At 38.4% G+C, this 13,630-nt stretch carries 8 protein-coding genes; all 8 read right to left on the bottom strand.

Annotated features, from left to right (window positions below; translation table 11 throughout):
* Window positions 1-320: 320 nt before the first annotated feature.
* Entirely contained in the window at window positions 321-1,478 is a 1,158-nt protein-coding gene (locus DXA54_RS26630; RefSeq protein ID WP_120081100.1) for an ATP-binding protein, read from the bottom strand.
* A 352-nt stretch (window positions 1,479-1,830) separates the two neighbouring features.
* Entirely contained in the window at window positions 1,831-3,372 is a 1,542-nt protein-coding gene (locus DXA54_RS26625) for a glycoside hydrolase family 76 protein (protein WP_087322889.1), read from the bottom strand.
* A 29-nt stretch (window positions 3,373-3,401) separates the two neighbouring features.
* Complete coding sequence (locus DXA54_RS26620) at window positions 3,402-4,427, bottom strand: DUF4973 domain-containing protein (RefSeq protein WP_004312319.1); 1,026 nt, start codon at window positions 4,425-4,427, stop codon at window positions 3,402-3,404.
* A gap of 18 nt (window positions 4,428-4,445) precedes the next feature.
* Window positions 4,446-6,497 (bottom strand): RagB/SusD family nutrient uptake outer membrane protein, encoded by a 2,052-nt coding sequence (locus DXA54_RS26615; RefSeq protein ID WP_120081103.1) that lies wholly within the window; start codon window positions 6,495-6,497, stop codon window positions 4,446-4,448.
* A 12-nt stretch (window positions 6,498-6,509) separates the two neighbouring features.
* Window positions 6,510-9,635 carry a SusC/RagA family TonB-linked outer membrane protein gene (locus DXA54_RS26610; protein ID WP_032852719.1) on the bottom strand — a complete coding sequence of 1,042 codons (3,126 nt, stop codon included), beginning with the start codon at window positions 9,633-9,635 and terminating at the stop codon, window positions 6,510-6,512.
* A gap of 13 nt (window positions 9,636-9,648) precedes the next feature.
* Window positions 9,649-11,184 carry an IPT/TIG domain-containing protein gene (locus tag DXA54_RS26605; protein WP_120081098.1) on the bottom strand — a complete coding sequence of 512 codons (1,536 nt, stop codon included), beginning with the start codon at window positions 11,182-11,184 and terminating at the stop codon, window positions 9,649-9,651.
* 72 nt (window positions 11,185-11,256) lie between these two features.
* Entirely contained in the window at window positions 11,257-13,059 is a 1,803-nt protein-coding gene (locus DXA54_RS26600; RefSeq protein ID WP_243647687.1) for a family 43 glycosylhydrolase, read from the bottom strand.
* Window positions 13,060-13,126: 67 nt separating this feature from the next.
* On the bottom strand, window positions 13,127-13,630 hold a 504-nt coding region (locus DXA54_RS26595), incomplete at its 5' end, for a DUF1793 domain-containing protein (protein ID WP_243647686.1).

The following is a 13,630-nucleotide window of genomic DNA, read 5'->3' as shown; positions in this document are numbered from 1 at the left end:
GTCCGGCGAAGTCATCTGTGCAAAGTTGGTTTTCCGGGTCCTGTCCAGACTAAGTTTTTTTTAGTTATTTAGTTTATTATCAGATATGTATAGCTAACATGTCTTGTTTCTGTGTTGTAATTAGTTGGTTTTTCGAGTGTTTTTGTAGTCTATAAAAATGATTTATTTCTAGGATTTGGGGTATCCCAGATTGTTTCAACAAATTCTAATTCTAGAATAAAATATCAACAGTTCATGCATGATAAAGAAATAATATATCCCCAAATGTAGTTTCAGGGATCAAATAAGATGGAATAAAGACATGATATATTAGTGGCGGTTTAAAACAGACTAAAATGATTCCATCCATTCACTTGACCGACAGATGTTTTTATATCCTTATCTCCATTATAAATCGCGAAACATTGTTCCGTTGGAGTATTAGATAGTTTAGCCCATTTTGAAATACCTTTAAAGAAATCCGGTGAATAAGTTGCTCCTGATTTGATTTCATAGGCATACTGTTTCCCGCCAACCATTCTTAATAAGTCAACCTCATTGCCAGTACTATCACGCCAAAATGATAATCCCGGTTCAACACCTCTATTATAGGATTCTTTTACAAATTCATTGATGACAAGATTTTCAAACAATCCTCCACGTAAAAAATGAGTAGTTATTTGTTCTGCATTTTGTATGTCAAGTAAAGAACAGGCTAGCCCTGTATCATAAAAATATAACTTAGGAGTTTTTACCAATCGTTTGGCATAATTGTTATAATCAGGTTTCAGTAAATAACAGATATAACTTGCTTCTAATATAGATAACCAGTTAGTAGCTGCTGTGACAGAAATTCCACATTCATTTGCTAATGATGAAAGATTTAATAATTGCCCTATGCGACCTGCACATAATTTGAGGAATTTAATAAATTTACTTAGATCCCCAATATTACGTAATAATCTCACATCTCTCTCTACATATGTTTGTATATAGAAAGGATAATAATCATTCGGATTTATAGCTTTATCATAAATACGTGGATAAGCTCCCTTAAAAATTTCTTCATTTACACTGGATGGCAATATTTCTCCTTTTTCCATTTCATAATGTGAAAACGGTAGTAGCTTGAGTACTGCCGTACGTCCAGCTAATGATTGATTCACACTTTCCATTAATAAGAAGTTATGAGATCCAGCCAGCATATACATACCCTCTTTATTCTCTTTATCGGTATGCGTTTGAATATAAGAGAAAAGTGACGGAACTCTTTGAACTTCGTCGATAATTGTTTTATCCGGATAGGTGGAAAGAAATCCTCTCGGATCATCTGTAGCAAATAATCTCATATCAGGATCTTCCAAAGATACATACTCATAGTCCTGAAAGGAATTCCTCAATAATGTTGATTTTCCAGATTGTCTAGGTCCTGTCAATGTGACAATCGGATATTTATTTGCCATTTCAATTAGCTTGGATTTCAATATTCGTTCTATCATTGCTGCTTTTATTTTATTATTTGCAAATTTAATCTTTAAAAGTGAATTTGCAAAACTACTCTGTTTTTTAATTTAAAGTTCTCTATTTATATTAGATCTTTTATAATCATATCTGCAGCATACTATAAGTAATTATAATTTAAGCAGCCTGTCATTGAGCTGGATTTAAACAATGGCAAGCTGCTTATTATTTGTCTTATATTCAATAATATACCTTCTATCTGTTCTACAGAGCGTATCAAAGCTATTTTAGCATCAAAGAATTTCTTAAAAACAAGAACTTACATTCAACAACTGATTCGCATGAATAATTAAGGTTGCATTGCTTCATTTTAAACAGTGATGCTTATGACTAATTATTTCCTAGTGCTGTATTCAGTCGGAGAACACCTTCCAAAAGAGAAGCTCCACTTGCTTGTGCGCCCATAGAAGCAATATTTCCAGTAAATATGGATCCCCAATAATAGTTACAATACATTTCCGGATAAGTTCCACGAATCAAGTTTGCGCTCAATGTTTCTGCATTTTTTCGCAGGAAAAGAATCAGATTCTGCCTAAGTGTACTATTAGCAGCTTCATCCAATGCCAAATTGACTATATAAGGAATCAAAACAGCTTTAAAGATGCTTTGGTCCATAGACGGACCTTCATTACGCAAAATGCCATTAGTTAAGCACCTATCACTGGTTGTGACATAGCTAATTACTTTTTCTGCACATGTCAGATAATATTTTTCATTTGTAATATGATACAATTGCCTACTTGCTTCTCCATACGTACCTTGCGTATAGGTTAAAGGAGGTTCCTCTATTCTACCATCTCCCAATGTTAAGTAATTATTGTCGTAGGCAAATTTATGAAGTATTTTAGCATCTGATAAATACTTATCTTCATTGTATTTTTTATACAATTTGGCAGCCATCAAAGCACCGGGAGCATTGGTACATATATTCCGGCTTCGCCCATTAGAATTATTTTCATTATTCCAAGGAAGTCCAGTTCCTTTATCATCTGTCCATTTTCGTGTAATAATGTAAGTGTCATACAACCTCTTGGCTGTATCGGCAAACTTATTATCGTCTAACACTTCTGACATTCGTAACAAAGTCAGACCAATCCAACACATATCATCAGTATATGGATTTGAAAAGCCTGTAGGATCGTTGTTGTCGTGATGATAATTATTTCCATGATTTTGAAACCATCTTTCAAAATATTCTTTATATGTCGCAGCCAATATAGGATTATTATCTTTGATACGTTCATAAGAATACAATACCACATCAATAGCATGAGCCTGTTGCCAATAAATATAAGTATTAGCCGAATTTCCAGATATATTTTGGGGTGATACCCAAAACGTTCCTTTCGTTTTATCCATAAACTGTTCAATAAGCACATACGTACAACTATCTGCCAAAGGCACTCCCTTATTCGATGGAATAGCAGTAATGGTGACTCTTTCTGATTTTCTTCCGTAGTTATCCACCACAACAACAGATATGAAATAAGGCTCTGCGGATGTCAACCGGAGTACATACCCTTCTCCTTTCTGGATCGTATTCACTCTTTTTTCGTCATTGGAACCTTTCTGTTTATAATAGATTTCTACCCCTAGCATATTGGTCACAGTAATCGGATTCGTCCATGTTAGATAAAGTTCATTGGGATTTTGTGTAATCTTAGCCTTCAAATTCGTCACTGGTGCAATTGTTATTTGCGAAGTATCGGTGTTACCTTCTATTGTATTGGCATCCTGTTCATTTGTTTCTCCACAGCCAATACATGAAAATATAAAAATTAAAAACAATACATATTTATTCATTGCGATTAGTAATAAACGATTGAAATGCTGTGGATATTTACAAATATCCACAGCATTTACAATCCCCATTTATAGTTTATTTATTTTTCGGTCAACCTTTAGTTTCCTTCTTCCCATTCGATAGCTTGGTCCTCATCCGGAATTTGAGTATTGATTTGACGTTCTAATGTCAACGAACCCATTACATGAAATTCAGTTTCTACACCGGGAATCGTTGTATAGTCTTTGAACGTATAGTTGATATTATTGATAATAATGGTTCGATGCATTAAGTAAGGACGGATAGCATCCATTGACTCAGTGATACTGTAAGAAGCAGTGATCTCATTATTAAAATCATCTTTACCGAGCGCAAACTGCATTTTATTATTGGGGTCTGCCGGAGAAAGCGTAACCATTCCATTATTGTTGAATTTTGCTTTAATCCGATATCCTTTCCTGTCTTGACGAGTTTCATCAAATAAACCTGCATAGAAGAATAACGTTTCATCGTCAACTACATACATCATAACATAATTCTTCACGTATGGTGCATCTGTTTCTGAACCATTCAAATATGTTTTGTAATTTACAGCACTATAGTTTCCTGAATAATCATTGAATGGCATCACACGAAGCAATGCCTTCCGATAGTGCTTTCGATAGTTTGGGGTATAGTTTCCATCAGGTGATTCTTCGATAGTCAATGGTAATACCCATTTGTCTGATAAGTCAATGCCCTCCATTGAAAAGTCGATAGGCATTAATGCTACATCTTGCCCGGCATTGATCTGCACCGTTTCTGAATGAGAGTAGAATTTCTTTGGCAATACTTGATAGTATAAATCGGTACGATTATTGAAGCGTTCTTGGTTCAGTACTTCCAAGGTATCCGTATCCAAACCAACATGTACTGTAATGTTACGTTCATTGGTAGTAGATCCGCTCACAATGACTGGTAACTGAAATGTCGTCTTTTCATCACCAGATCTATAGCGTACATTGATTCGAGATACACCATCACTGTTAATGGGAGCTTTAAATGATATATAATGTGTAAACTGTTCATTTTCCCATTCATCATTGCACGAACTACATAAGCCGGCTATGGGTAACAGATATAATAAGATATTTTTCAGTTTCATATTCTAGTTTTTTTTAGATTAATCATTGTAGGTCCATCCCGGGTTTTGGGTCAGAAGTTTATTTCGTTTCAGTTCACTGTGTTTGATGGGCCAAAAATACATTTTCGGTGAGAAAGTAGCAGAAAGATTTGATATAGGAACCGGTGTGTGGAACAGGTCTTTATTGGCATTACTCATAAATGTATAACAACCGTAAACCGGCATTGCTTCCTCTACTTCCGCATCTTTCCAGCGTCGAAGATCATAGTAGCGTTTTCCTTCAGCAAAGAGCTCAATCTGACGTTCGCGTTTTAGTTTGATGCGAAATTTAATCGGGTTACTATATGTATCTGCATCATAATCGGGCACCCCGGCACGCATGCGTATTGGTTTTATACCTGTACGCATATCTTCTACGTTGCGGCTGATTGTGTAAGTGATGGAGCCATCCCAAGAAGGAACTTCATAACTAGTAGTCAATTCATTCAAAGCTTCTGCATACATCAGCAGGATATCAGCATATCGAATAGCTGGTTCATCTTTATCTTTTACCTTGGCTGCATCGCTATTATAATAGGTGTCATCAGGATGCACATACTTAGCTACCCCAATGCCGGTGCGCAACCAGAACATACTATTTGCATAACCATTTCCATCTCCGCGATAATAGAATACTTGTTGATCTTGATTCTGAACTTCTGGTTCATTACCTAGATGCCAGTACATACCGTTATAAGCAATGGACGCATAGAAACGTGGTTCACGTTCAGCATATTGCAAAGATACTCCATTTGGAAGCGGTTTGTGATCTGTATTATTTGTTGTATAACCAGTTGTGCGAGGGCGAGTATCTATGCGTCCTTGATAAGCTGGAGTGCCTGCATATTCAGAGTTCATTCCCGGACAGTCAGTACCATCGCTCATATAATAGGCATCTACCTGTTTCATGGTGGCACCGTGCGTATTCCATCCTTTAGCTACAGTAGGCAATTGATGAATGACCATATCTTTGATGCGTTCACCGGAAATATTCTTTCCACGAGTAAAAATCAATTCCGGATTGTCCATAGCAGTTACCTGTCCGTTGAATAGAGAACGATAAGATTCGAACGGATCAATATTCTGCCAACCTTCGGGAAAATGTTTATAACTATATTCCGGGTGAATCGGAGGAGCGATGGTAGCAGGAAAAGCAATAGAATGAGTCGACCGGAAATCGGCTGTATAAATATGGTAAACGCCTAGTCCCATTACATCTTTGCAAGCAGCTGCTGCTTTAGCCCATTTACTGTTGTCGTATACAGGATTTAATAAACGTTTCCCGTCACGGTTGGCCATTTGCTGTGCATACGCATCATCGTTGCCATTCATTAGCGGACTCGCAGCATAAAGCATTGCCAAAGCACGGGTAGCTAAGGCAGCACCGCGAGTAGGACGGGTAATGGAAAGCTGGTCTCTTTTCAAAGGTAAACCCTGTGCTGCCAAGACCATCTCTTTAGCGATATAATCTACACATTCATCGTATGTATTGCGGGGAAGTTCCAAATCTTCGTATGACTGATTGTAATCAAAACCCTCATCCGGAACCAGTGGAATAGGACCATACTTCCGGAGTAACAACCAATAGTAATAGGCACGAACAAAGCGGGCTTGTGCTTTGAGGTCAATGATTTCCTCCGCACTATGCTCAATGCTCATATCTGCATACTGGATGAAAATAGAAGCCTGTCGAATACCATTATAACAACGGTTCCAAGTATCTTGGAAAGTGTTTTCATCGTATGCTCCTTCACGGAATTTATTATAAGATAAAGCACCGCCTTTGGTTGCATCCACTGTAACATCATCATCGCCATAATACATGCAATCATCAAACACAAAAGGTGTATTACGTTTACTTGCAACATCACAACATTGTCCCAACAAATAGGTATACGCCTGTGCCAACCATTGTTCTGTTTTTTTATAGTCGGTAAAAACTTTATCAATTGTTTCTCTATCCTCAAAAATGTAATCAGAATCCAAATAATCGGAACAAGAAGTGGAACTGATCGCAAAAATTGCGACTAATAGTATATATATTTTTTTCATATCATTAATCATTTATAAGTTAACGCTCAAACCTAACGTTACGGATTTGGACAATGGATATTTCTCTCCATTATTGCTACCCATTTCCGGGTCCCAGAGTTTGAAACTAGACCATGTAAGTAAATTGGTTCCAGTCAAGAAAATACGTACATTATTAAAATGTATTTTGTTAACCAGTGCTTTGGGAAGTGTGTAGCCGATATCAACCGTTTTCAGACGTACGTAGGAACCGTCACGCAACCAGTAAGTAGAGTTGCGGTAGTTATTAGTATAAGCATAAATCGTTGTATTTCCATTTCCTTGGTCCGTGTAACTTAGGCGGGGGAAAGTAGCATTGGGATCCTCGTTGGCTGCAATACCTAATTTCTCGGCAGTATCCGCATCTACCCAGCGATTATCCAAAGTTCCTTTAATAATATTACCCCATTGCCCTTCGCTGAAAGCTCTGATACATTTCCCGGACAAGAAAAACTGCGACTTGCCCGCGCCTTGAAAATGCAAATTGACATCAAGTCCTTTCCATTTAACAGAAAGCCCAAGACCATAAATCAGATTCGGACGATTAGTAGCTCCTACTGCTACAATATCGTTGTCATCCACTACACCATCACCATTTACATCTTTGTATTTAATATCACCGGGCATTACAGGACCATACTTTTGAGTAGGACTATTGCGAATATCATCGTAATCCTTGAACAGTCCTAATGCAATCAATCCTTTATTCTGGTTCACTCGATAGCCCTTTTGCATTTGATAGGGATATACATTGTTAGCTTCGTCTCTTTCAATAATCTCATTTTTGCTGTAAGTCATATTACCACGTACTGTCAAACTTACCTGATTGAACTTCTGTTTGAAAGAGAAATTGCCATCGAATCCCTTGGAATTTACTTTACCGACATTTGCAAAAGGACTCTTTCCTTGCAGGCCAATCATACCTGGCAAATACTGGCGTTGCATGAAAATTCCGCTACGGCTTTCATCAAAGTAATCAACTGTCAATTTGAATTTGTCATCAAACAAAGCCAAATCTACTCCCAAATCTTTCTTCGTTGCCACCTCCCAAGTAACTTGGTCGGAAGCTAGTTCTGTGTAAGTTAATCCTGTGAATCCATAAGAACTACCGTAGTTTGCCCAATCATAACTATTGCCCTCGCCAATTGCGTACAGATAAGGGAAACGTACATCTGCATTGTTATGACGAATCTTATCATTACCTACTTTACCATAAGAGAAACGCACTTTGAACATACCCATCCATTTCCAATTCTTTTTGATAAATGATTCTTCTGCAATGTTCCATGCTAAAGAGTATGCCGGGAAGAAACCGAAGCGATGCCCTTTTGCGAAATTCTCCGAACCATTATAGCCGAAGTTGAAATCTACGAAATATCGATAGTTCCAGTTATACGCAATTCGCCCTGCCAATCCTTGATTACGTCTGTTGACACCATTTTTCAGATCATCACCTAAGTCTTGTGTTTTGATGTACGAGTCCTGTGTGTATTTCAACGTAGCATTGAGATGATGTGCCTTAAAACCGCGTTCCCAATTAAGCATCATATCTAAAAATTCACGACGGTTACCGCTAGAACCACTTTCTTGATGCATATTGCTACTATCCGAAATTTTCTTGAATACCAAATTTCCATTTTCATCGCGTGAACGTTCGGCACTCCATTGCTCAGGCCATTTACGACGATTGATGTGATTGTTATTATAGGTATCATAGCCGAAGCGTCCAACAAATTTCAGACCTTTGGTGATAAACTTCAAATTCTGTTCCAACGTAATATTTGTCTGAATCACATTTTCCCAGTTTTCATTGAATCCAGTCTGTGTAGCTGCTACCCATGGGTTTGTTTTGTTGCCTGTACCTACTGCCGGAACACGACCGTTGGAATAAAGTAAAGGAGTACGAATGGCGGTATAGCCAAAAAGTTCACCCCATACATCTGCATCACCCAGTCCCGGACTGTTTCTCTTAGATAACCAACCGGATACACCTAACTTTAATAGTGTAGTTTTCGTGATATCAATATCTGTATTCAGACGATAGTTGTAACGACGATAGTTTGCATTAGTGTTGTAATCGTCTTTCAACGCTTTATCAGTGTTGTACATGCCTTCTTCATCAAGGTAACTAATAGAGGCGTAATACCGTGCAGTAGAACCACCACCGCTTAAATTCAGGTTAACGCGGTGTTGCCATGAGCCTTTCCTCAACAATAAATCCATCCAATCCACATTCGGATAGAGATCTGGGTCTAATCCGTTTTTTAGAATCTCCAGTTCCTCCGGTTGATATACAGGTTCATAATTGCGTGTAATTCGTGACTCATTCAATAAGTTTGCATACGAAATCCCGTCTTCAAATTCAGGTGTAATAGTGCGCATGTTGTAGGTGGTTTGTGCCTTTATGTCAATCTTGATTTTTCCGGATTTACCATGCTTAGTGTTAATCAATACAACGCCATTAGCTCCTTTAGAACCGTATATTGCAGTAGCGGAAGCATCTTTCAAGATAGAAAAGTCTTGAATATCCTCAATGTTGATTTCATCCATGCTACGTTCGAATCCATCTACCAAAATATAAGCACCGGTTCCAGCCCCAAATGTGGAAATACCGCGAATCCAGAATTCTGAAACATTTTGTCCTGGTTGACCGGAAGTCTGGCGGGCTAATACACCTGCAACGTTACCTGCCAAAGCATTAACAACACTAGACGACGGATTAGCCATCAGATGTTCCATGTCTACTGTAGTGATGGCACCGGTTTGTACCAATTTACGTTGTGCACCGGTACCTGTGATTACAACCTCATCAATAGTAGTAGCTACATCTTCTTCCATTTTTATATTGACCGAACGCTGTTCCTTAATCAATACTTCTTGTGTCTTATATCCAATATATGAGAAGACCAGTCGGTTATAAGGTTCTACTTTAATGGTATATTTCCCGTTGATATCAGTAATGGCTCCTAATCCGGGAACATCCTTGACGATAATATTCACACCAATAAGCGGTTCCTTATTACTGTCAGAAACAATACCCGATACAGTAACAGTTTTCTGAGCCATTGTGCCGGTTACTACACATAGCAACAGTATACATAAAATTGTTATTTTTTTCATTTTTATACGGTGTTTATTCATTAATATCTTCTTCAAGGCCAATCTTTCTGATTCGATAGTTGTTGGCGTCTCCCACATATATCGTATTATCACGCTCATCCCACGCAATTCCTTTAGGCCGATTAAAACGTACATCTTCTCGTAAGCGGCCATTTGCATACCCCCATGGGTTTGAATTCAAACTAGCGCTACCACGTCCGGCATAGGTAGTCACTTGACCCAAAGGAGACAAGATACGAATGGCATGATTATGTCTGTCTGTCAAATAGAAGTCATATTCATCCGAATTTCCGGCATATTCCGGGTTCTTTACAAATACACCAGAGTAGGGATTACCGAATCGAGCCTGATTACCGACCCCATCCTGATAAACATAAGTGTCTTTGTTACTATTAACACCTGCAATGACATAGGGAGCGGTAAAGGTTTCCCCATTGAAATCTGAGCGAAGAATATAATTGCGATTGATGACCATGAAATAAGCATATTTACCAGTTGGATGAATCATAATATTGAACTCCCATTCTTTGTCTTGCACTTTTAATATTGTCTGAGCGGCATCATCTGCTGTACCAGGTCTGACAGGGGTTGTTCTCTTTCCTGTTGCAAATTCCTCTATAACATATTTCTTTACCCGATAAAGCAGACTGTTCTGGTAATTGGAGAAGTAGAGGTCGCCAGTAGTAGGATGTATTGCAGCAGCTTGGCATCCTTGGTTCTGTACGATCACCCTTCCATTGCCCCACGTGAACCCACACGGCTTCGTTCCTCCTTCAATTCGATCGAACATCATAACAGCCGTACTATTAACATTTCCTTGCGCTAATCCTACAATCATGTGATATTTTCCATTGTCATCTTTATAGAAATCAATGGTTCGGCAACGCTGTGAGCCTACAAATGAGTTCTTGGGAATCATTGTATAGACCTGCTTGTTTGTGAAGTCAAAACAACGAATACCTTGTCCTACACCTTCAGCGTCTCCTGCGTCTTCTGCATCATATAGCAAATTATGGTCCTCCGGGTCCCAAGTCATAAAACAGGGATTCGTAATGGAGCCACAATCATTAAACGGACCATCTTTTGCTGAATTGGAACCTTGCTCACTAGTTGCACCACACAAGGAACTTACCACCACTTGGCGTTGATATTCAAACTTAACTTCGGCTACCTCGGCTGAATAGATTTCTTCTCCTTGTTTGATAGTTACCTGGATTTCACCCGAATAAGCCTTCGTTGGTACAATACAATATATGACAGTTGATTGTACGTTGACCACAGGCGCCTTCTGTCCGCCGATAGTGACTTCTATCAGAGACGGGTCATTGCCGAAGTTTTCTCCATAAATAAGAACCTTCTGACCTGCAGCACCATTAGTCGGACTGATTTCCTTGACACTAATAGGAAGCTGCGGATTAAAGGGACTGCCACCACTTCCTTGAGCCGGAGTGACTTCTTTTCCATTATCGCAACTCTGTAATAGAAAAGTGGTCAATGTAAACATTCCCCATAAAATGCCCAAACAGGCTTTCATTACTTTTTGTTTCATAATAAATTAGATTAAATATGTTAATAAAATCGCATAAGCAATAAGTATTACTTGTTTTTCTGTATAGGATATTTATTTCTGAAAGTAGGGCGCCACTTCCAAGATGGAAGGTGCGTTACTCTTGACGGAAGGCCATCCATCGTTACTCCAAATCAGTTTATCCATTAAAACATATCTTCCGTTTTCGGCTTCTTTCTTCTTGTAACCGTGGTAGATGATCCAGTCAGTTCCTACATCATCCTGAATCAGAATGGAGTTATGTCCAGGTCCTGCCCAAGTTTCATTGCCACTCATAATGATTTCACAATAATCATACAACATATCCCTTCCTGTCTTATCTAAATAAGGTCCAAGCACATTCTTTGAACGCCCTACCACAGTTTGATATGTACTGGTTGCTCCATTACAACAAGTTCCTATGGAAGCAAACAAGTAATAATATTCTCCACGTTTGTATATGTTGGTCCCTTCAAAACGATTTCCACAAATACGCTTCTTCAGGACTGGGGTTCCATCCGTGTTTTTCTTTATTTCCAGACCATTATCCGTGAGTTCTGTAGCATAGATACCCCGAAAACTTCCCCAAAACATATATTTTTTGCCATTGTCTTCATAAAAGAACTGGTCAATGGAATTTTGTACCCCAATCACTTTCGAGTCGATCAAACACCCTTTGTCTATAAATGGTCCTAGAGGGGAGTCTGACACAGCAACTCCTACATTACTTCTCCACTCATCTCCCCATATAGCCCATGAATAATAAAGCACATAATGATTATTGAAATAACGTATCTCTGGTGCCCAAATATTGTGGTCGCCACCCCAAGTGGGGCGAGTAGCATCCGTGAAAGCTGTACCCTTATACTCCCAATTCACCAAATTTTTGGAACGATAAATAGGAACATTTCGAGTATTCTCTGTTCCATAGAGATAGAAATAACCATCTTGGGCACGAATTACTGTAGGATCTGGTGCGCTAAAAGCAATAATCGGATTGCAATAACCACGCACTAATGTCAATATCCGGACAGACTTATCTATTAACACTGTTTCGCTATCGGCATTCGTTAGACACAGAGGAAGCAGATAGTACGTAGGATGTAGTTTAGTTGATTGAATCGTTAATTTCGTAGAAGCTTGATTATTCCCTGCAGAATAAGTCAACCCACCAAGAGTATACGAGTCATCAGGTAGCAACTCATAAGATGTTCCATGAGCTGCATTATAATCATTTACCAACTGTACAGCCTCTGGTGCAACACTTAACGTACAATGAAATGTACTCTGGTTTGTGCCACTAAAATCATAATAAGATTTAATGTCTACTTCTACTTTTTCTTGGTTTAATAGTATTTCTCCGCTAATACTCTCCAACTTGACAATAGCTGCTTGGACATCTATCGTAAGAAGTAAATTTCTTTTGTTTTCTTGAGCGCTAACCGATGTACTTTCTAACCGAAGAGGGAGTACATAATTAGTTTTTTCCCTCTTCCATCTTGAGAAGATTTCAGAGGAATGAAATTGAATTTCTATACTTTTTTGTTTCTCATTCGCTTTCAGTGTTAACATTTCCTCTAGCTGATAAAGATCTTCTGGAAGCAGTTGAAAGTTTGTTCCATTGTTAGAATTATAAGCTTTCAATTCACTGTCACTCCAAGTTTTCAATCGAACAGATATCTCTCCATTCAAAAGGGTACTCTTGCAAACAAGCACATTGTATGAAACGAAATTCTGGTCGGGCACTAGATTCAAATTCTGGAATCCATTCTGTTGTAAATACACAGATACATTAGTCTCATCTCCTTCTTTTCCATTCGACTCTTCATTATTATCGCTTGTCGAACAGGAAAACCAGAATAGTGTGCTCAATAGCATTACTAGATTCCATCGAAGAATTGATACAGTAGATAAGTTACACATAATATCACTCCCTAATAGAAAATTACTTGCTACCACTCAATTTATTCATTAACACTTGCATCCAGTATCCTCCAATCACGGAACGTGCTCTGAAGCCAACCCACTTACCACTATCAGTATGATGCCAGTCACTGATAGGTACACGAGATACTGTCTCGTTAATATATTTATAAACAGGATCAGAGAATTTCTGGAAAGTTTCCTTGTCTGATGACATAGCTGCCGTCCACATGATCCAATCGGATTTGGTGTATTCTTTGCGGGAATCCAAAGGAAGTCCGTAAAGATTCTGTTTAGTCAGGTAATAATTGAGCTCTTTTTCGATTACATTGTTAGGGAATAGGTTCAAATTCCACAACTTATCCCACACCATATTATACTTTTGGCTCCAAGTGTTCTTACGGTCAAAAGCCAAACGGTAGTGATCGCCTTCGTTTGCCATTTTTTCCCATTTCATCGCCATTTCTTGGGCTATTAAAGCATATTTGTCTGCTACATCATTCAATCCGAGCATACGAGCCATCTC

This window comes from Bacteroides sp. OF03-11BH (genome assembly GCF_003604005.1).
GTDB classification, from domain to species: domain Bacteria; phylum Bacteroidota; class Bacteroidia; order Bacteroidales; family Bacteroidaceae; genus Bacteroides; species Bacteroides ovatus.
The sequence above is the reverse complement of the archived record's forward strand: the minus strand, read 5'-3'. Positions and strand labels throughout refer to the sequence as shown.

Coding starts and splice junctions, on each gene's coding strand:
- DXA54_RS26630 (WP_120081100.1), bottom strand. CDS start 1,478: ATGATAGAACGAATATTGAAATCCAAGCTAATTGAAATGGCAAATAAA.
- DXA54_RS26625 (WP_087322889.1), bottom strand. CDS start 3,372: ATGGGGATTGTAAATGCTGTGGATATTTGTAAATATCCACAGCATTTC.
- DXA54_RS26620 (WP_004312319.1), bottom strand. CDS start 4,427: ATGAAACTGAAAAATATCTTATTATATCTGTTACCCATAGCCGGCTTA.
- DXA54_RS26615 (WP_120081103.1), bottom strand. CDS start 6,497: ATGAAAAAAATATATATACTATTAGTCGCAATTTTTGCGATCAGTTCC.
- DXA54_RS26610 (WP_032852719.1), bottom strand. CDS start 9,635: ATGAAAAAAATAACAATTTTATGTATACTGTTGCTATGTGTAGTAACC.
- DXA54_RS26605 (WP_120081098.1), bottom strand. CDS start 11,184: ATGAAACAAAAAGTAATGAAAGCCTGTTTGGGCATTTTATGGGGAATG.
- DXA54_RS26600 (WP_243647687.1), bottom strand. CDS start 13,059: ATGCTATTGAGCACACTATTCTGGTTTTCCTGTTCGACAAGCGATAAT.